The sequence below is a fragment of the Pseudomonas sp. USHLN015 genome (assembly GCF_037153275.1).
Classification (GTDB): domain Bacteria; phylum Pseudomonadota; class Gammaproteobacteria; order Pseudomonadales; family Pseudomonadaceae; genus Metapseudomonas; species Metapseudomonas tohonis.
In genome coordinates this window covers 411,115-430,157 of the sequence record NZ_JBBCKP010000004.1, presented here as the reverse complement: position 1 = coordinate 430,157, position 19,043 = coordinate 411,115, and the positions used below count along the sequence as shown (strand labels likewise).

Here is a 19,043-nt window from a genome sequence, read left to right as displayed (position 1 = left end):
CAATCCTCAGCAAGCGGGGACGGGCGCGCGCGAGGCGCTCCGGCGGTAGAGCACGAGGGTGGAACAGAGGGCGCAGAGCGCGGCGAAGGTCACCCAGTAGCCCGGCGCGCCCTTGTCGCCGCTCAGGTGGATGAGCCAGGTGGAAATCGCGGGGGTGAAGCCGCCGAACACGGCGGTGGCCAGGCTGTAGGCCAGCGAGAAGCCGGCGACACGGACCTCCACCGGCATGATTTCGGTGAGGGCCGGGATCATCGCGCCGTTGTACAGGCCATAGATGAACGACAGCCACAGCAGGACCTCCAGCATGTGCTCGAAACTCGGCGCCTGGGCGAGGAACGACAGCGCCGGGTAGGCCGTGAAGATGGCCAGCGTGGTCATGGCGATGAGGATGGGCTTGCGCCCGAAGCGATCGCTCAGGTGCCCGCCGATGGGGAGCCAGAAGAAGTTCGAGAGGCCGACCAGCAGGGTGACGAGCAAGGCGTCGGTGGTGCTGAGATTCAGCACCGTCTTGCCGAATGTGGGCGCATACACGGTGATGAGGTAGAACGCGGTCGTGGTCATCGCCACCATCAGCATGCCGCCCAGGACGATGCTCCAGTTCGCGGCCAGGGTGGCGAAGACCTGCTTCATCGTCGGGCGCTGGGTGCGGCGGGTGAACTCCTCGGTTTCCTGGAGGCTGCGACGGAGGAAGAAGATGAAGGGGATGATGATGCAGCCGATGGCGAACGGAATCCTCCAGCCCCAGTCGGCGACCATCGACGGCGCCATCAGCTGGTTGAGGCCGTACCCCAGGGCGGCGGCTACGACGATGGCCGCCTGCTGGCTGGCGGACTGCCAGCTGGTGTAGAAGCCCTTGCGCCCCGGCGTGGCCATCTCCGCCAGGTAGACCGACACACCGCCCAGCTCGGCGCCCGCCGAGAAGCCCTGCAGCAGCCGCCCCACGAGCACGAGCAGCGGAGCCCACAGGCCGATGCTCGAATAGCCCGGGACGAGAACGATCAGCAGCGTACCGCTGGCCATGATGGAAAGCGTGACGATCAACCCCTTCCGGCGCCCGACATCATCGATGTAGGCGCCCAGGATCACGGCCCCCAGCGGGCGCATCAGGAAGCCGGCGCCGAACACGGCGAAGGTCATCATCAGCGAGGCGAACTCACTCGAGGCAGGGAAGAAGACGGCCGCTATCTGCGTGGCGTAGAAGCCGAAGAGGAAGAAGTCGAACTGTTCGAGAAAGTTGCCGGACGTGACTCGGAATACAGCGCCCGCCTTGGAACGGGCGGCAGACGAGCCTGGCTTGGGGGAGGCATGCATGAGGTGTTTCTCCAGCGGTCTTGTTTGGGCTTATTAGCGCTTTCTGCCGCCGGATTCTGAGTGACGCACTTTGAAACGATAAGTGCTTTGTTTGCATCCATTGATGCATGGAGTTTATCAATACGCCTGGATCGGGCCCGCCAAGGCAGGCGGACAGATACATGGATGCAGCGCTCGATGGCGCGCAAGGATGGTGCTCATTGGCTACGGCTGACAGCAGAGCGCGACTGAGCGCGGCTGCGTCGCTGCGGCCGGCTGAACATCCGCGCCCCCATCAGCTCACGCACGAACAACCCGAACAGCTCCGCCTGGGTGCCGATCTCCAGCTTGTCGTAGAGGTTGCGCCGGTGGACCTTCACCGTGCCCCGGGTGATGCGCAGCTGCTGGGCGATCTCGCTGCTGGAATAGCCCTGCAACAGCAGCTGCACCACCTTGCACTCGCGCGGCGTCAGCAGCTCCCGCGCAAACAGGCTGAACACCTCGCGCACATGGTCGCTGGGCTGCAGCGCATCCACCGGCGGCTGGCCCCTCGCCTCGCAGGCCAGGCGCACCACCTCCCGCACCACCGGCGCCGCGGTGCCCAGGAGCTCCAGCTCCTCCTCGCTGAACGCCGCCCCGCCCTGCCCACGCATCAACGACAACACCGCGCGGCAACCCGGTGCCGGCGTGGTGAAGAAGCCCAGCTCCTCGCTCAATGCCAGGCGGTGGTAGTAGAGCTGGAAGTAGTGGTTGTCCCGAAAGCTCCCCGGCGCCAGCGTGCGCATGTTGTAGAGGCCATCCGGCCGCTCGAAGGTGCAGGCGAGGAAGAACGGATCGAACAGGTACGCGCCGCCACGGTAGTCGTCGATGAAGGTGGCCTGCAGCTCGGCGGGCAAGGTGTGGAACAGCGGCAAGGGCGCATCGCTGCCTTCGAAGAGGAACAGCGAGACGTGATCGACCGGGGCGGTGCGCTGCAGCCAGTCGGTCAGCGCCAGCAGCTGGGGTTGGCCCGGGGGTTGGGTGAGGATGGTGGTGATGTCGTGGGTCCATGTCTTGAGATAGCTGTGCATTCCTTTGAGTCCTCGGCGTCAGCACGAAGTGCCACGGAAGAGTTTTAGCTCTCTAAACCAAGGAAGTTTAGAAAAATAAACCAACCATGACAAGGAAACTAAACCAGACGCTGTTTAGCATCCTCAACCATGGATTTTTCCGATCGCATCAGAGCACGCATGAACGCCCTGGGGTTGAGTGCACTCGACCTTTCCAAACTCGTCGGCGTCAGCAAAAGCGCAGTCAGCCACTGGACCTCCGGCGCCAACCAGACCGGCGGGAAGCATCTGGTCGCGCTTGCAAAAGCCCTCGACTGTGATGTTGCATGGCTCGCCATGGGAGAAGGTCATCCGTCTGGCTCGCCCAGCAAGAGCACTCACGCTGCCAACTCAGCCGCCGCCGAGGCGAAAGAGGACACCGTCGAACTCGTGCTGGAGATGCTCAAGACACACGCCGACAAAAGCCTCAACAGCGCAGCCAGGCAGCGCATAGCCAAGGCCATCGCCGAGAGCCTGGAAAACCGCTTCGACCAGGCAACCGAAAGTGCCTCCTCCCCTCGCCTGCGCAAGGCAGACGAAGGCGAACTCCGCATCCCCCACTTCGACTTCCACTCCATCGAAGGCGCACATCTACCTACCGACTACAGCGAAGCCGTGCGCAGCATCACCGTCAGCGAGGCCTACCTGCTGGCACAGGGCGTGCGTTACAGCAGCGCCGAGCAACTGGCCGTGGTGACCTGCTGGGACAAGGGAATGGAAGGAACACTACGTGAGGGCGACGCAGTAATAGTCGACTGCGGCGTTAATAGCTTCATCGATGACGGCATCTACCTCGTCAGCTGGGCTGAACACACCTTCATCCGCCGCCTGCAACTGGCGGGCAAGGGCCGAATCGAGTTGATCGCGGATAACAGCAAGCACAAGGCGCGGGTTGTGGGGGCTGGGGATTTGGTGGTGCATGGGCGGGTGTTGGTGGGGTTGGGGATGCAGAAGTTCTGATGCCCTCTCAATCGCCAACAGATCGCTGAGTACAGCGTCTGACGCGCTTAGGATTGACTAGAGATATTAAAAGTAAGCGCCGTCTCCTATGCATAGCCGCCCCATATAGTGTGACTGGCGCTGCTTTGGTAACCTCCATGCACTCAAAACGACATCAAAACGAACATGAAACTACTCAATACCTACGACGATAGAGACGAAGCTGAAGAAGCCGCTGGGAAACTGAGTGGCGATAAGCGATTGGCTAGCGAACGCGATGCGACGGTGACCATTTATAATCTTTTCGGTATCCCCAGCTGGGGCAATTTTCATCGCATCGGAATGTACAACCTGAGCGAGTTAAAGACCCTACTAGATCGCCGCGGAAATTGGCAGGCTGCTGAGCAGATCCGACATGCTGAGATCATCACCATGCTGTCGGTTGTAGCGAAGAACTACGGAATGGACTTGCCTAATCACTGGTTATAACTTACTTCTTGAGCCACAAACAGTAAAATCTGCTCAAAGCAAATTTAGTCTATACACCTACTGGTATCACAGCGGTCTTCCACTGCCCCTTTTTGTTATCTTGAGGCACATGCGGGGCAATCTGCTCAACTGTCTTCTCATATAGCACGGCAGGCTCCCTCTGAAGATCCCATACGTGAAAAACATAAGCCTTGCCAAATTTATTCGCCTGCTCCCACTCATTGCGGGTAAGAAAGAAACGAAGCGGCGAAGCAATGCTCGACTTAACCTCAATTAGCTTATTTAACGGCCCAAACTGTCCTGGATTATAGGAAAGCACATCATATCCAACTGTATTATCCTCGATCGCCATCCAACGTGGCTCTAGAGGGAGCCCTAACTTAGCTAGGCGCGTGCTTTCATACTGAATTGAAAGCTGCTCTGCTACTCGAGCTCGACGCAATTTCTCAGCGTCATTTTGAAGTCGCACGTGTGCCTGAATATTATCCCACCACGCAACATCTTCTGATGATGGAGGATCTTCAAGGAGCTTGGCCTGACGAAAAAGGCTACGTATATCGCGGTAATCCTCAGAACTGAGGCGCTTAATAAAACGCCCCCGACCAAGAGTCATAAGCTTGGCCCATTCAGGCAACTCAACGAGCAAGACTGCTTCAACGCAAATACGGTAAAACATAACACCCGTATGGGCTGCATCTTTTGGAACTATATCGTGAAGAACAATCGAAGCATCAAAATCATAGCTGGCAGCATTAAGCTCTGTGAGCTTGATGATTTCAACAAGACGATTGATATCCTCATCAGGTCTCCGCAGGATAAAAATACGTAATACCCGGAGACCTTCAAACGCAGGCATAGAGAACAAGCGAACGAATGGGAGATTAATCAATCCTCTTCCTCCCCTGCAGACGAACGCCCCTCCAGTTCAGCTACTAGATCAACGAGATCCTGTAGATCGAGATCGAGGTCTATTGGATCATCGGCTTCCTCTTCGTCCAGAGCAATTCTATGTAAATCCGGATCCTCAAGAAGCTGTTGTAAGTTGCGTATTTTTGTTGCCAGCCTTCGTGAAACTGACAAATCAATACTGCCAAGCTCTCGCGGAGCTTTGCTTTGATATATGTGAATATTGGTCTCTGTATCAGGCAGTAACCCAAGACGGTGAATGCGATCAATAGATTGAAGATAATGCGTCGATACGTAACTGCGATCTAGATAAATAGCATCATGACAGACAGTGTGAAGACTTATGCCCTCGCCAGCAGCTGCGGGGTTAGCGAGTAAAACTTTGCACTCATCATCTAAATGGAATCGCAGTAAACGTCCCTCACGAGTACTCGGATCGGATGCACTTCCTGAAGGAACGCCGCCATATAGAGAAACTGGATTAAGGTCTGCGAGCATGACCTCAAGGTCAAGTATGTTTCCTGTAAAGATGGTCCAAATTACTGACTTTTTTCCTTTTTGGGCAAGTTGCCGAGCATGATCAGCTACTGCCTTCATTTTTTCAGAAGGACCCTCTTCAACTACTTTATCCACAATCCCTGAATCGACTGCAGCGTCATCGGCAACCATTGCCTGGAGAGCCAAGGTTGGATTAACAGATAGTTGAAGTAAGCGCATAACAGATTTTCGCGCCTTTAGGTAGTCAGGACCACCACTGGTTCGAACTGCCTTTGTAAGTTGTCGTAAAGCCTCACTGCGTACTACTGAGTAAAGAGCCAGCTGCCCATCTGCCATTTTGATGGGATAAAAATGGCGAGTCGCCTCAGGAAGTCCAAGCTCCTGCTTAGTAGTCCGAACATAGAGTTGGCCAAGAACATCTTTAGGCTTAGCTCCTCTTTGCAAACGAAGATCAAGGCCTTGACCTGGCCACAGAAAGCCTAACTGCGAGGCCAAATCGTTGGCATCCTGAGGCATTGGGGTACCAGAAAGAATGTCTCGACGCACAGGAAGAGAAGAAACACTAAGGAGAAATGCGCCTCTTTGAGAAGCCATACCAGCTTTCATGCGATGAGACTCGTCAAGAACGACGTGCACAGGCTGACGGGCGAGGTAGGCTGAGATCGTTGATTGCTGTCGAACAAGCAAATCGTAGGACATCACAAAGCGCCGAGCGCCGCTCCTCAGAGCGCGATCAGTTTCATCTTCCCGCCCATCGAGGATAAGAAATGATTCTGCCCCACCGTTCGGAGCGTCTTTGTCCATACACTCACTAACAATTGACCTCCAGGCCGGGAAGGCTGCCTTCGGACAAATTACAAGCAGGTGCTCTCCCTGTGTTGCCACCAGGAGATGAAGCGCAAAGGTTACGGTTGTCTTTCCTGCACCTGGAACGGAAAAATTCGCACCATGTGGTAACGCAAGAAGACGTGCAATGTCACGATACTGGAAAGATTTAAGTGATCGCTTAGTGAAGCCTATTCTTCTCAAACGGCTATCAATTTCCTCGGAACTTAGCTCAACTTGAAGCTTGCTCCGTTTTTCGCGCGTGGCATGCAACTCACGAACAAATGAAGCAATTTTTCCGGCGGAAGAATCTAAAGGCCTGAAGCGGAAATTCAATGTTTGCTGTGTCGAGCGGCTGCCAAACTCGCGGATAACTCCCAAAATATCTGGCCAGGCCATTTCGATACTGAGCGGAGAGACAGACACATCAGGGCGCCCTGCAAAATGAGCGCGTAACCGCTCCCAGATCGGAGAATCGCTATCCTGATTCAAACGCCTTATACGCCCAACAATACGAACAGGATCGTATTCAATTAACAGCTCAGACGGAGAGGAGACCATAAAAGATCGCCTATTCCAAATCAGCAAGTTTCATTCGGAGCTGCTCACACAACCCCTCAATTGTATCGAGTTGTTTTTTTATTTTAGGATAAGTCTCGGGAGATGCTCGTGAAAGATCAACCGATGCGATCTTACCGTTAGCCTGTGATAGAGACTTAAGAGCTGCCTCTCCAGACCGCTGCCCCTTATCCATCTCTATGGCACTCTGGGCGGCCTCGATTAGAGCCTCGACTGCTTCATCGCGGGTACTCTCGTCTTTTAACGCATCAATGACAGAGTCATAAGACACTCCACCGTCTTCATCATCGAGATCAATACTGAAATCACCACTGTCAAACTCACCTTCTTCTTTATTGTCCTGAGAGCTTGTAGAAATTCCTAGATCAGAGGCAACACGATCCAAGACATCTTCCGCAAGCTTCCCAAAGGCCGGGTTAAAAAGATAAAGTCTGCCAGAGAATTTTTCTCGATTATCGAAAAGAGTCCATGCAATTATGCGACTCGCCTGAGCAAGATTTGCGTCCTTGCCTTCGAGCTGCTTCGGTAAATCTTTGAACAGCTGCTCAGCATCCTCACGGACACGACTATACTCACCCTCAGCATGAGCCCACTCTTTGAGATAGAGGTCTACCTCAGTAAGGGCTTGAAGGGAGTTCTTTATATCTTTCTCACTGCGATGAAGCCGATCCGCAACCTGCTTTGGGGTACGCGACATACCAATCAAGCGATTGATTAGCTGGCCATCTCCGATCCAATCGTAATCAAGCTTAGTTTCCGGCTTACCTTGAAGACTGGCCTCAATATCGACTATCTCGTCAGCAGTGGCATCTGCAGGCAAGACCATTGCCTCGACATGCGCTATGCCCAGCTCTCGCATAGCAGCTAGGCGTCTATTACCGTTTACGACCACACCGGAAGCGGTAATCAAGATTGACTCGCGCTGTCCCTCTTTCGCAAGAACATCGATTACAGGAACGACAGAGTCTGAGACCCCTTTCTTCGCTAATCTTAGCAAAAGCGCATGCTGAACTTGCTGAACGCTCTCGACCTCTTGACCATTTAAGAAGAATCCCCCCGACTCCCCTTCTTTAGCAAGGTACTCATGCTGATCTGTATAGGTCCGAAAATTTTCCATCCTATAAACAGGTAAATCTACTCCAACCCGGACTACAGGCAGATCATATTTCGTGCTTCTAAAGTCGTAAAATGCTTCTGTTCGAATTGAACTCTTACGAGCATTCTCAATGAGAATTTCTCTTTCCGCAGGAGCAATAAGCTTTACAGTGTACGACATAACCCCCTCCTTGGTTTTTATCACTCAAAAGCAATGAGCAAAATCGGCACGGTTATTACACGATCAAATACCGCCAACTCCTTGGCCACGCGCTCAGCATTCGCGATATTGCTCCCAATCTTAGCTGCAGCATTTTTAGTTGGTACCGCGAGCACTGCGGCTTCGATTTTTTTACTTTGATGAAGGTGCTGTAACTTTAAGAGATCGTACGGTGCACGACTAATATTGCCAGTCTGCAGCTGGAAGGCCAGGTCATCTTTTAATGAGAAAATCGTCAGATTCAATTCCTGATCGATTTTGACATCTTGCGCCCAACCTTCAGCTTGAAACTCATTAGAAATATGCTGCCTAATATCGCCAGTACACCGCTGCCCAAGCTTAATAGATGGGGCCTCAAAGATATCAGTAACCCAATCATAGAGCTCACGCTTCTGCCATTCAGTATCACCATTGTGATGCACATAAGTGAACGCTAGCTTCATTCGCCTGACTTCCCTGTAGGATCATAAATTGGCTTGTCCATCGGTCGCGTCCGTAATGTCCCCGCAAATAATTGCTCTATGCGGTCACGTGCGACATCTACATACTCTGGCATCACGTCACAGCCGTAAGCATGTCGTCCGTTCTTTAATGCAGCAATCGCTGAAGAGCCCACCCCAAGATAAGGATCAAGCACATTATCCCCGGGGTTAGTCAGCGCCAACACCAAACGCTCAATCAGGGCAACTGGGAACTGACAAGGGTGAACCGTTTTTTCGACATGGTTGGCCTTGACGTTGGGAATCTCCCAAAGATCGGCCGGATTCTTTCCGAGAGGGTTGCTGGAAATTTTGCCGCGGTTCGGCCCTTTAAAATACTTCTTATTTGGGTACTTAGACGGAACACGTACAGGATCGAGATTGAACGTGTAGTCATCCCCCTTCGTGAACCAAAGAATTGCCTCATGACGCCCAGAGAATCTCTTCTGGCAATGAAGCCCATGCCCGAAACTCCAAATAATACGATTACGCAGCTTCAGACCATGGTTTTTGAAAAGGTCGTACAAAAGGATGTCGAGGGGAAAAACCTCGCCGTCATCCACGTGATTACCAACCTGCCAACAAATCGAGCCCTGAGGACTAAGAAGCCGTACGGCCTCTGCAATCGTCGCAGCTTGTTCTTCAATATAGACTTGGCGAGAAGTACGCTTTTCGTACTCCTTACCAATATTGTACGGCGGCGAAGTGACAATGAGCTGCATGCTTTCCTTTGGCAAGGCATGCATGTACTCGATGTTGTCTTGGCACTCAATCGAGGTAATGAGTGGCTGCCTAAAAGGCAAAACTTGGGCGGTAGCCTGTTTCATTCTAAATTTAAATCCTTTATGCCTTCATGCCACCCAGTTCACTGAGGCGGCATGCTGAGCCTTGGTGTCTCGCTCGAAACTTATCCCCAATGGGAGGATTCATCGAACACGGGCTTCGCTGCTAGCCCCCCTAAACCGCGAGCGTAGCAGCGGCACGTCACGCAAGACCTGCTGATGAAGTTAAGAATGGCATGCAGCATGACAACCCGAGCGATGTAGCTGGACCCAGTCTACCTCTAAGCCAATATCAACTGGCAATCAGAAAGCAATTTTCTAGGGAGCATCGAAAAATCCGCGCCCAAAAAAAATCCAGTCACCGCTAAGTGACTGGATTATTTTGAATATGGTCGGGACGGAGTGATTCGAACACTCGACCCCTTGCACCCCATGCAAGTGCGCTACCAGGCTGCGCTACGCCCCGACTTTGTTGCTTGCCCCGCTTTGCGGAACGGAGCGAACTATACTTTAAGCTTTTGAATTGTGGAAGGTTTTTTTCAGATTTTTTTACTTACGCAGAACCAGGAGGACGTCTTCAAGCTCGGCGATCATCTGCCGGATGAGCTGCTTGTATTGAGTGGTGTCGTCCTTCGCTTCGTCGCCGGAGAGGCGCTGGCGCGCCCCGCCGATGGTAAAGCCCTGATCGTAAAGCAGCGCCCGGATCTGCCGAATCATCAACACATCCTGGCGCTGGTAGTAGCGCCGGTTGCCGCGCCGCTTTACCGGGTTGAGCTGGGGAAATTCCTGCTCCCAGTAACGCAGCACGTGGGGCTTGACTGCGCAGAGCTCGCTGACCTCGCCAATGGTGAAGTAACGTTTGCCGGGTATTGTCGGCAATTCGTCGTTATGACTTGGTTCCAGCATAAGCTTCGACTCTGGCTTTCAGTTTCTGCCCCGGACGGAACGTCACGACACGGCGAGCCGTGATCGGGATTTCCTCTCCTGTCTTCGGGTTCCGCCCCGGACGCTGACGCTTATCCCGCAGATCGAAGTTGCCGAAACCCGACAACTTCACCTGCTCGTTATGCTCCAGCGCCTGACGGATTTCCTCGAAAAACAGCTCCACCAGTTCCTTGGCTTCCCGTTTATTCAGGCCAAGCTCTTCGTACAGACGTTCAGCCATCTCAGCTTTCGTCAGAGCCCCCATACGCTACTTCCTTAACGTGGCGTTGAACCTTTCTTCCAGCGAGGTGACGATGTTTTGCGTTGTGGTGTTCACCTCATCGTCGTTAAGAGTGCGCGATGGATGCTGCCAGGTCAAGCCGACGGCCAGGCTTTTTCTAAGCGGATCAATGCCTTTACCGTGATAGACGTCAAATAGCCTGAGGTCCGTCAGCCACTCGCCTGCCGCCTCGCGGATGGTGTCGAGTACGGCCTCGGCGGCCACTTCACGATCCACCAGCAGGGCCAGGTCGCGACGCACTTCGGGGAAGCGCGAAAGCTCGCGGAACTTGGGCAGGCGACCACGCATGACTTCGGCCAGTACCAGTTCGAACAGGTAGACCGGCTGATCCAGGTCCAGGGCCTTGGCCAGCTCCGGGTGGATGGCGCCGAGGTAGCCGACCAGCTGGCCGTCGCGCTCAATGCGGGCGGTCTGGCCCGGGTGCAGGGCATTGTGTTCGCCGGGTACGAAGTCGAAGTCATCCAGCGCGCCGGCGGCGCCGAGCAGCGCTTCGACATCGGCCTTCACGTCATAGAAGTCCACGCCGTCACGGCCGTGGGCCCAGGCTTCGGGCAGGCGTTTGCCGCAGACGACGCCGGCGAGCATGGCTTCCTGCTTGAGCCCTTCCAGTTGGCCGACGAAACGCAGGCCGCTTTCGAACAGGCGGACGCGGCTCTGCTGGCGGTTGAGGTTGTGCTGCAGCGCCTTGACCAGGCCCGGCCACAGGGAGGAGCGCATGGCAGCCATGTCGGCGGAGATGGGGTTGGCCAGCATGAGCGGCTGCACGCCGGGGTTGAACAGCTCGAACAGCTTGGGATCGATGAAGCTGTAGGTGATCGCTTCCTGGTAGCCACGGGCAACCAGCAGGCGACGCAGGGCCGGCAGTTCGACGGCGGATTCGGCACGGGCCTTGGGCGCCAGGCGCGCTTGCGGGTAGCGAACCGGCAGGCGGTTGTAGCCGTAGAGGCGGCCGAGCTCTTCGATCAGGTCCACTTCCAGGCTGATGTCGAAGCGGTGGCTGGGGACTTCCACCTTCCACTGGCCCTGGCCGACGGAGGTGACGCCCAGGCCCAGCGCGGTGAGCAGGCGCTCGACTTCAGCGGCGTCCATCTCCATGCCCAGCATCTGGGCGATGCGATCGGCGCGCAGGGTGATGGGGGCGATGCTCGGCAGGTCGGCTTCGCTCACGCTCTCGATGATGGGGCCGGCTTCGCCACCGACGATTTCCAGCAGCAGCGCAGTGGCGCGCTCCATGGCTTCGCGGGCGAGTTGCCAGTCCACGCCACGCTCGAAGCGGTGCGAGGAGTCGGTGTGCAGGCCATAGGAACGGGCCTTGCCGGCCACGGCGATGGTGTCGAAGAAGGCAGCTTCGAGGAACAGGTCGCGGGTCTTGTCGCTCACACCGCTGTGCTCGCCACCCATCACGCCAGCGATGGCCAGGGCACGGGTGTGGTCGGCGATGACGAGGGTGTCGGCACGCAGGCTGACTTCCTGGCCGTCGAGCAGGACGAGCTTCTCGCCCTCCTCCGCCATGCGCACGCGGATGCCGCCGTTGATTTCGGCGAGGTCGAAGGCGTGCATGGGCTGGCCGAGTTCGAGCATCACGTAGTTGGTGATGTCGACGGCGGCGTCGATGCTGCGTACGTCGGCACGACGCAGGCGCTCGACCATCCACAGCGGAGTGGGCTTGGAGAGGTCGACGTTACGCACGACGCGGCCGAGGTAGCGCGGGCAGGCCTTGGGCGCGAGAACTTCGACCGGGCGCACTTCGTCGTGGGCCGGAGCGACCGGGGCGATGGCCAGGCGGGTGACCGGGGCGTCGTACAGCGCGCCAACTTCGCGGGCGAGGCCGGAGAGGTTGAGGCAGTCGCCACGGTTGGGGGTGAGGCCCAGTTCGATGACGACGTCGTCCAGCTCCAGGTAGCGGCGGAAGTCTTCACCCACCGGCGCATCGGCGGCGAGCTCCATGAGACCGCCGTGGTCTTCGCTGATCTGCAGTTCGTTGGCCGAGCAGAGCATGCCGAAGGATTCGACGCCGCGCAGCTTGGCTTTCTTGATCTTGAAGTCGCCCGGCAGCTCGGCGCCGATCATGGCGAAGGGGATATTCAGGCCGGGGCGTACGTTGGGGGCGCCGCACACGACCTGGAAGGTCTCGCTGCCGTTGCTCACCTGGCATACGCGCAGCTTGTCGGCATCGGGGTGCTGCTCGGTGCTCAGCACCTCGCCCACGACCACGCCGCTGAAGGCACCGGCAACGGGGGTGACGCTGTCCACTTCCAGGCCGGCCATCGACAGACGGGCCACCAGTTCGTCGCGGGATACCTGCGGGCTTACCCAGCTCCGCAGCCACTGTTCACTGAATTTCATCCAGCTCTCCTAAGGATTCGTTTCGGCCTTGCGTGCATCGGTGGTCGGCGGCTCAGCAGGCCCGCATCGCTGGGGTGACGGAAAGCCCGATAGCGGGCCTGGCCAACGTCACCCCGCATGGGCGGGGGTCACTCAACTGAACTGCGCGACGCCGATGCGGGCAAGGGTCGCGTTTCTGACGGCGGGCCTAGCGGAATTGCGCGAGGAACCGCAGGTCGTTATCGAAGAACAGACGCAAGTCATTGACGCCATAACGGAGCATGGCCAGACGCTCGACCCCCATTCCGAAGGCGAAGCCCTGGTATTTCTCCGGGTCGATGCCGGACATGCGCAGCACGTTGGGGTGCACCATGCCGCAGCCCATCACTTCCAGCCAGCCGGTCTGCTTGCACACGCGGCAGCCTTTGCCGGAGCACATGACGCATTGCATGTCGACTTCGGCCGAAGGCTCGGTGAAGGGGAAGAATGAGGGACGGAAGCGCACGCCCAGGTCCTTCTCGAAGAACACGCGGAGGAATTCCTCGATGGTGCCCTTGAGGTCGGCGAAGCTGATGCCCTCGTCGACCAGCAGGCCTTCGACCTGGTGGAACATCGGCGAGTGGGTGATATCCGAGTCGCAACGGTAGACACGACCCGGGCAGACGATGCGGATCGGCGGTTGCTGGGATTCCATGGTGCGCACCTGGACCGGCGAGGTGTGGGTACGCAGTAGCATGTTGGCGTTGAAGTAGAAGGTGTCATGCATCGCGCGGGCCGGGTGATGGCCTGGGATGTTGAGCGCCTCGAAGTTGTGGTAGTCGTCTTCGACCTCGGGGCCTTCGGCGATGCCGTAGCCGATATGGGTGAAGAACTGCTCGACGCGCTCCAGGGTGCGAGTGACCGGATGCAGGCCGCCGGAGACCTGGCCACGGCCAGGCAGGGTTACGTCGATACGCTCGGCCGCGAGCCTAGCGCCGAGGGCGGCCTGCTCAAGCGAGTCCTTGCGGGAATTCAGGGCGTCCTGAACGCGCTCTTTGGCGGTATTGATCAGCGCGCCGACTTTGGGGCGTTCCTCGGCCGGCAAGTCGCCCAGGGTCTTCATCACCTGAGTCAGTTCGCCTTTCTTGCCAAGGTAATGGACGCGAATCTGCTCGAGGGCGTTCACGTCTTCGGTTTGTTGCACTGCCTCAAGCGCTTGAGAGACCAGCGCATCCAGATTTTCCATGTACAGACTCCAGATACGAAATAGGGGAAGAGCGCAAGGCTCTTCCCCTATTGGTGACGTTCAGCACCGGGATGGCCCGGTGATTGTCGGGGACTTAAGCCAGTACGGCTTTCGCTTTCTCGACAATCGCAGCAAACGCCGCTTTTTCGTTCACTGCCAGATCGGCCAGAACCTTACGATCGATCTCGATGGCCGCTTTTTTCAGGCCAGCGATCAGACGGCTGTAGGACAGACCGTTCAGACGAGCACCAGCGTTGATACGAGCGATCCACAGAGCGCGGAACTGACGTTTGCGCTGACGACGGTCACGGTAGGCGTATTGGCCAGCCTTGATCACCGCCTGCTTGGCAACGCGGAACACGCGGCTGCGTGCGCCGTAGTAGCCTTTGGCGAGTTTCAGAATCTTTTTGTGACGCTTGCGAGCGATGACGCCGCGCTTTACACGAGCCATGAGTAATTTCCTCTAGAATCTTGACCGATTAACGAACGCGCAGCATGCGCTCGACTTTTGCCTTGTCCGACGGATGCATCAGTTCGCTACCGCGAAGTTGACGCTTACGCTTGGTGGACATCTTGGTCAGGATGTGGCTCTTGAAAGCGTGTTTGTGCTTGTAGCCAGCAGCGGTCTTGAGGAAACGCTTGGCTGCACCGCTCTTGGTTTTCATCTTTGGCATGTTCGGATACTCCGCATTGAGTGATTACGCATAACCGCAAGGCCTGCCAGTGCCCTGGTGGTTACTTTTTCTTTTTGGGAGCGATGACCATCATCAGCTGGCGTCCTTCCAGCTTAGGATGCTGTTCAACGGTGCCGAGTTCGGCGAGGTCGGCTTCGACCCGCTTCAACAGCTCCATGCCCAGCTCCTGGTGAGCCATCTCACGACCACGGAATCGAAGCGATACCTTGGCCTTGTCTCCCTCATTAAGGAAACGTACCAGGTTGCGTAGTTTTACCTGGTAATCCCCTTCTTCCGTCCCTGGACGAAACTTGATTTCTTTGATCTGTTGCTGGTGCTGATTCTTCTTCGCCGCAGCAGCCTGCTTCTTCTTCTCGAACAGGTGCTTGCCGTAGTCCATGATTCGGCAGACGGGCGGCACTGCATCAGCGGAAATCTCCACCAGATCCAGCTTTGCTTCTTCAGCAGCGCGAAGCGCTTCATCAATCGAGACGACGCCAATTTGCTGGCCGTCTGCACCAATCAGTCGCACCTCTCGAGCCGAGATATTCTCGTTAATCGGGGCCTTGGGTGCAGCTCGTTTATCTTGTCTCATTTCACGCTTAATAATGATTACTCCAATTCTTGGCGACCACGCCGGGAAACCGCCTGCGCAAGCGTAGTGACGAATTGGTCGAGGGGCATGGAGCCCAGATCGACGCCTTCACGGGTTCGCACAGCAACGGATCGTGTCTCAACCTCCCGATCTCCAATAACCAGGAGATAGGGAACCTTGAGCAAAGTATGCTCGCGGATTTTAAAGCCGATTTTTTCGTTTCTCAAGTCGGACTTGGCACGGAACCCGCTTTGGTTGAGGGTTTTTTCCACTTCGAGGGCAAAATCAGCCTGCTTGTCGGTGATATTCATGATCACCGCCTGGGTCGGAGCGAGCCACGCCGGGAACAGGCCCGCATAGTGCTCGATGAGCATGCCGATGAAGCGCTCGAAGGAGCCGAGGATGGCACGGTGCAACATCACCGGGCGAGTACGGCTGTTATCTTCGGCGATATAGCTGGCATCCAGACGCTCCGGAAGGTTCGGATCGTACTGCAGGGTGCCGCACTGCCAGTTACGGCCGAGGCAGTCCTTGAGGGTGAACTCGATCTTCGGACCGTAGAAAGCGCCCTCCCCCGGCTGGTATTCCCAGGCCAGGCCGGACTCGTTCAGGGCGTCCGCGAGGGCACCTTCGGCGCGATCCCACAGCTCGTCGGATCCCACGCGCTTGGCCGGGCGAGTCGACAATTTCATCGAAATATCGCTGAAGCCGAAGTCCGCATACACCTGCAGGGTCAGCTTGATGAAATCGGCCGCCTCTTTCTTCACCTGTTCTTCGGTGCAGAAGATGTGGGCATCGTCCTGGGTAAAGCCACGCACGCGCATGATGCCGTGCAGGGCACCGGACGGCTCGTTGCGGTGGCAGGCACCGAACTCGGCCAGGCGCAGCGGCAGGTCGCGATAGGACTTCAGGCCCTGATTGAAGATCTGCACGTGGCACGGGCAGTTCATCGGCTTGACGGCGTAGTCGCGGCTTTCGGAAGCCGTGGTGAACATGTTCTCGGCGTAGTTGGACCAGTGGCCCGAGCGCTCCCAGAGGATACGATCCACGACCTGGGGCGTGCGCACCTCAACGTAGCCATGCTCGCGCTGCACCTGGCGCATGTACTGCTCCAGCACCTGGTACAGGGTCCAGCCGTTGGGATGCCAGAACACCATGCCCGGGGCTTCTTCCTGGAGGTGGAACAGGTCGAGCTGCTTGCCGATGCGGCGATGATCGCGCTTCTCGGCCTCTTCGATGCGCTGGACATAGGCGGCCAGCTGCTTTTTATCGGCCCAGGCAGTGCCATAGACACGCTGCAGCTGCTCGTTCTTCGAGTCGCCGCGCCAGTAGGCGCCGGAAATCTTGGTGAGCTTGAACGCTTTCAGGAAGCGGGTGTTGGGCACATGCGGGCCCCGGCACATGTCCACGTACTCCTCATGGAAGTACAGGCCCATGGCCTTCTCATCCGGCATGTCCTCGACCAGGCGCAGCTTGTAGTCCTCGCCACGGGCCTTGAACACTTCGATCACCTCGGCGCGCGGGGTGACCTTCTTGATGACGTCGTAATCCTTGTCGATCAGCTCGGCCATGCGCTTTTCGATGGCGGCCATGTCCTCGGGCGTGAAGGGACGCTCGAAGGCGATGTCGTAATAGAAGCCTTCATCGATGACCGGGCCGATCACCATGCGGGCGGTCGGATAGAGCTGCTTGACGGCATGGCCGACCAGGTGAGCGCAGGAGTGACGAATGATCTCGACTCCAGCCTCGTCCTTGGGGGTGATGATCTGCAGGGTCGCGTCGTTTTCGATCAGGTCACAGGCATCGACGAGCTTGCCGTCGACCTTGCCAGCGACGGTGGCCTTGGCCAGGCCGGCGCCAATGGATTGCGCCACCTCGAGCACGGACACGGGGTGATCGAACGAACGCTGACTGCCGTCGGGAAGAGTAATGATGGGCATGGCGCCTCCTCTCCTAGTGGTGACCTCTACCAAAGGCCACATGGGTTGGGATGAGCCAGTAATTGATCCGGTGGTATGCCTGCCACACGATGGCAGAGCCCGAAGGCCAACCGAGCCGAACCAGGGTCACTGGAGGTGTCGAGAACCGCGGATGCTTCCAGAAACACGTGACAGTGACAAGCGCGGACGCGAGCGGCACGCCTTTATATAGGCAGGACGACTGGCGCTGGCGACGCGAAGAACACGGAAGGAGCAGGAAGAACCGCGAAGGGCGGCACTTTAGCACAAAAGAATCAGTGGCTTAGAAGCAGGCGACATGACTTCGACACGACACTCATCAAACGCCGCCCCATGACCCACTGCCAGGACGAGCCCCGGCCCGGAACTGACATTCAATTGCCATCATCGAAATGTGACAACAATCACACAAGAATCCATATCAGTTCACAGTTGCACTGATATGCTCCGCCGAATAAATCGACCAAGGAGTCATACGATGAAGGAACAACGTACTTTCCTTGCTCTTCGCGCCCACATCGATGAGCTGCTCAGGGACGGAGCCCGCATTATCAGCCGCGACCCTTTGACCCTGAAGGTCAGCGGCCATCTGTATCGCGTCAACTGCGGGATGCTGATCAGCCACTCCGCAGCCGCCTGATCGAGTCCGGGCGTTACGCCCGGCACTCCCTCCGCCATGACTGGCGCCCATCTCCGCACCATGCTTCCACGCGAGAGTTGAAACCTTCGAAGCGCAACGGAATTTCAGAATACGAGCCCTGTCACAGCTACTGCTATTCTGCTCGCATCTTCTCCAGGGGAGACCAATCCGTGAAGGAACAACGGAACTTTCATGCATTGCGTGCGCACATCGATGAACTGCTCAAGGAAGGGGCACGAATCATCGGCCGGGAGCCACTGACAATCAGGATCAACGACGGCCTCTACCGTGTAATGCACGGCATGCTCATCGCCGATATCTGAACCCAGCGACCGCATCGCACCACACCCTCGACAGCGCGGGCATACCGCACTGCTCCCATTCTTTTATCCATCGGAACCGCGCCGGACCGAGCACGCATCACGGAAGGAAGACAGGCTTCTCCGACGCGAACAGGGCATGGGCATCATCCTCATCCGCCCAACCTGCCCCCGCAGCAAAATCCACCCTTTCCGTGATGAGGTTGTAGCCGACATCACCGCCACTGAAATACCCCTCGCCCTGGTAGGTCATTCCTATGTTTGGCCGAAAGGCAGACGAGGCGAATAGATAATCGAGCCCGACCGAGCCAACCGCGATAGCGTCCTCGTCATCGCCGAATGCCTTTATCCCTGCCGCAACGCCGCCGCCAAAGACATAGCTGACACCGATTCCGAAACCAATATCACCCGCCTGGGCGACTCCACCCGACGAGAACAGCAACGCCCCGGCAGCCGCCATTGCCGCCCGGCGCACGAACCCGACTCGATTCCCCATGGCACCCGCCTCCTCGCTGGTGAATGCCCATGAAGATTAGATAGCGCACGGACATAACCAAGCGAAGCGGCAGCATATTTCCGATATATGGACATCTGGCGGCGCGAGGAGGAGCAGCGGAAGGGAGTGGGAGGCAGTGCTTGCCCCCTGCCGCATGCTTGGATTTTTTGCGGACAACAAAAAAGGCGACCCTTTCGGATCGCCTTCTTTGCACCGCCTGAGCGGCTTCGATTTGGTAGGCACAATTGGACTCGAACCAACGACCCCCACCATGTCAAGGTGGTGCTCTAACCAACTGAGCTATGTGCCTTCGATGGGTGCGCATTCTACAGCGATGCATTTCGGCGTCAACAACTTTTTTCGCTAACTGACTGAAAAAGTGAAGTTTTTGTTGT

20 protein-coding genes and 2 tRNA genes are annotated in these 19,043 nt (G+C 56.9%); 4 read left to right on the top strand and 18 right to left on the bottom strand.

Annotated features, from left to right (window positions below):
• Positions 1 to 6 precede the first annotated feature (6 nt).
• Together WFQ67_RS10920 and WFQ67_RS10915 are read right to left on the bottom strand one after the other, a co-directional pair.
• Positions 7 to 1,311 (bottom strand): MFS transporter, encoded by a 1,305-nt coding sequence (locus WFQ67_RS10920; protein WP_173179392.1) that lies wholly within the window; start codon positions 1,309 to 1,311, stop codon positions 7 to 9.
• Positions 1,312 to 1,508: 197 nt separating this feature from the next.
• Positions 1,509 to 2,360 carry a response regulator transcription factor gene (locus tag WFQ67_RS10915; RefSeq protein WP_337056850.1) on the bottom strand — a complete coding sequence of 284 codons (852 nt, stop codon included), beginning with the start codon at positions 2,358 to 2,360 and terminating at the stop codon, positions 1,509 to 1,511.
• A 129-nt stretch (positions 2,361 to 2,489) separates the two neighbouring features.
• Here WFQ67_RS10915 and WFQ67_RS10910 point away from each other — a divergent pair, with 129 nt between their 5' ends.
• On the top strand, positions 2,490 to 3,338 hold the full coding sequence (locus WFQ67_RS10910; RefSeq protein WP_337056848.1) for a S24 family peptidase: 849 nt from the start codon (positions 2,490 to 2,492) through the stop codon (positions 3,336 to 3,338).
• Between the two features lie 165 nt (positions 3,339 to 3,503).
• Positions 3,504 to 3,806 carry a hypothetical protein gene (locus WFQ67_RS10905; protein ID WP_337056846.1) on the top strand — a complete coding sequence of 101 codons (303 nt, stop codon included), beginning with the start codon at positions 3,504 to 3,506 and terminating at the stop codon, positions 3,804 to 3,806.
• Between the two features lie 49 nt (positions 3,807 to 3,855).
• Here WFQ67_RS10905 and WFQ67_RS10900 read toward each other — a convergent pair whose 3' ends face one another.
• The 14 genes from WFQ67_RS10900 to thrS all read right to left on the bottom strand — a co-directional run bounded on the left by WFQ67_RS10900 (position 3,856) and on the right by thrS (position 17,174).
• Positions 3,856 to 4,695 carry a DUF3883 domain-containing protein gene (locus WFQ67_RS10900; RefSeq protein ID WP_337056845.1) on the bottom strand — a complete coding sequence of 280 codons (840 nt, stop codon included), beginning with the start codon at positions 4,693 to 4,695 and terminating at the stop codon, positions 3,856 to 3,858.
• A complete protein-coding gene (locus WFQ67_RS10895) occupies positions 4,692 to 6,623 on the bottom strand; it encodes a DEAD/DEAH box helicase (RefSeq protein WP_337056844.1) in 1,932 nt (643 codons plus the stop codon). The genes WFQ67_RS10900 and WFQ67_RS10895 overlap by 4 nt, the downstream gene beginning before the upstream one ends.
• Positions 6,607 to 7,890, bottom strand: a complete 1,284-nt coding sequence (locus WFQ67_RS10890) for a ParB/RepB/Spo0J family partition protein (protein WP_337056843.1) — start codon at positions 7,888 to 7,890, stop codon at positions 6,607 to 6,609. The genes WFQ67_RS10895 and WFQ67_RS10890 overlap by 17 nt, the downstream gene beginning before the upstream one ends.
• 20 nt (positions 7,891 to 7,910) lie before the next feature.
• Positions 7,911 to 8,372 (bottom strand): BglII/BstYI family type II restriction endonuclease, encoded by a 462-nt coding sequence (locus tag WFQ67_RS10885; RefSeq protein ID WP_337056842.1) that lies wholly within the window; start codon positions 8,370 to 8,372, stop codon positions 7,911 to 7,913.
• Entirely contained in the window at positions 8,369 to 9,235 is an 867-nt protein-coding gene (locus WFQ67_RS10880; protein ID WP_337056841.1) for a DNA-methyltransferase, read from the bottom strand. The genes WFQ67_RS10885 and WFQ67_RS10880 overlap by 4 nt, the downstream gene beginning before the upstream one ends.
• A 344-nt stretch (positions 9,236 to 9,579) precedes the next feature.
• Positions 9,580 to 9,656: transfer RNA gene (locus WFQ67_RS10875), tRNA-Pro, on the bottom strand.
• A gap of 83 nt (positions 9,657 to 9,739) precedes the next feature.
• Positions 9,740 to 10,096 (bottom strand): MerR family transcriptional regulator, encoded by a 357-nt coding sequence (locus WFQ67_RS10870; RefSeq protein ID WP_111263790.1) that lies wholly within the window; start codon positions 10,094 to 10,096, stop codon positions 9,740 to 9,742.
• On the bottom strand, positions 10,077 to 10,379 hold the full coding sequence (gene ihfA, locus WFQ67_RS10865) for an integration host factor subunit alpha (protein ID WP_003282572.1): 303 nt from the start codon (positions 10,377 to 10,379) through the stop codon (positions 10,077 to 10,079). The genes WFQ67_RS10870 and ihfA overlap by 20 nt, the downstream gene beginning before the upstream one ends.
• Before the next feature lie 3 nt (positions 10,380 to 10,382).
• A complete protein-coding gene (gene pheT / locus WFQ67_RS10860) occupies positions 10,383 to 12,761 on the bottom strand; it encodes a phenylalanine--tRNA ligase subunit beta (RefSeq protein ID WP_337056840.1) in 2,379 nt (792 codons plus the stop codon).
• Between the two features lie 187 nt (positions 12,762 to 12,948).
• Positions 12,949 to 13,965 (bottom strand): phenylalanine--tRNA ligase subunit alpha, encoded by a 1,017-nt coding sequence (pheS, locus tag WFQ67_RS10855; protein WP_337056839.1) that lies wholly within the window; start codon positions 13,963 to 13,965, stop codon positions 12,949 to 12,951.
• A 94-nt stretch (positions 13,966 to 14,059) separates the two neighbouring features.
• Positions 14,060 to 14,416, bottom strand: coding sequence for a 50S ribosomal protein L20 (gene rplT, locus WFQ67_RS10850; RefSeq protein ID WP_004422590.1), 357 nt, complete (start codon positions 14,414 to 14,416; stop codon positions 14,060 to 14,062).
• Positions 14,417 to 14,444: 28 nt separating this feature from the next.
• The gene (gene rpmI / locus WFQ67_RS10845; protein WP_021701550.1) at positions 14,445 to 14,639 is read right to left on the bottom strand and encodes a 50S ribosomal protein L35; all 195 of its coding nucleotides are present in this window, start codon (positions 14,637 to 14,639) and stop codon (positions 14,445 to 14,447) included.
• Positions 14,640 to 14,700: 61 nt separating this feature from the next.
• Positions 14,701 to 15,252: a translation initiation factor IF-3 gene (infC, locus tag WFQ67_RS10840; RefSeq protein WP_173178453.1), complete on the bottom strand. Its 552-nt coding sequence runs from the start codon at positions 15,250 to 15,252 to the stop codon at positions 14,701 to 14,703.
• Positions 15,252 to 17,174, bottom strand: coding sequence for a threonine--tRNA ligase (gene thrS, locus WFQ67_RS10835; RefSeq protein WP_111263786.1), 1,923 nt, complete (start codon positions 17,172 to 17,174; stop codon positions 15,252 to 15,254). The genes infC and thrS overlap by 1 nt, the downstream gene beginning before the upstream one ends.
• A gap of 496 nt (positions 17,175 to 17,670) precedes the next feature.
• Between thrS and WFQ67_RS10830 the strand changes: the two genes are divergently transcribed.
• Both WFQ67_RS10830 and WFQ67_RS10825 read left to right on the top strand, forming a co-directional pair.
• On the top strand, positions 17,671 to 17,832 hold the full coding sequence (locus WFQ67_RS10830; RefSeq protein ID WP_173178431.1) for a hypothetical protein: 162 nt from the start codon (positions 17,671 to 17,673) through the stop codon (positions 17,830 to 17,832).
• 170 nt (positions 17,833 to 18,002) lie between these two features.
• The gene (locus WFQ67_RS10825; RefSeq protein WP_178083011.1) at positions 18,003 to 18,155 is read left to right on the top strand and encodes a hypothetical protein; all 153 of its coding nucleotides are present in this window, start codon (positions 18,003 to 18,005) and stop codon (positions 18,153 to 18,155) included.
• 97 nt (positions 18,156 to 18,252) lie between these two features.
• Here the strand turns inward: WFQ67_RS10825 and WFQ67_RS10820 are convergent, their stop codons facing one another.
• A complete protein-coding gene (locus WFQ67_RS10820) occupies positions 18,253 to 18,648 on the bottom strand; it encodes a hypothetical protein (RefSeq protein ID WP_337056837.1) in 396 nt (131 codons plus the stop codon).
• Positions 18,649 to 18,881: 233 nt separating this feature from the next.
• Positions 18,882 to 18,958, bottom strand: a tRNA-Val gene (locus tag WFQ67_RS10815).
• Positions 18,959 to 19,043: the final 85 nt, after the last annotated feature.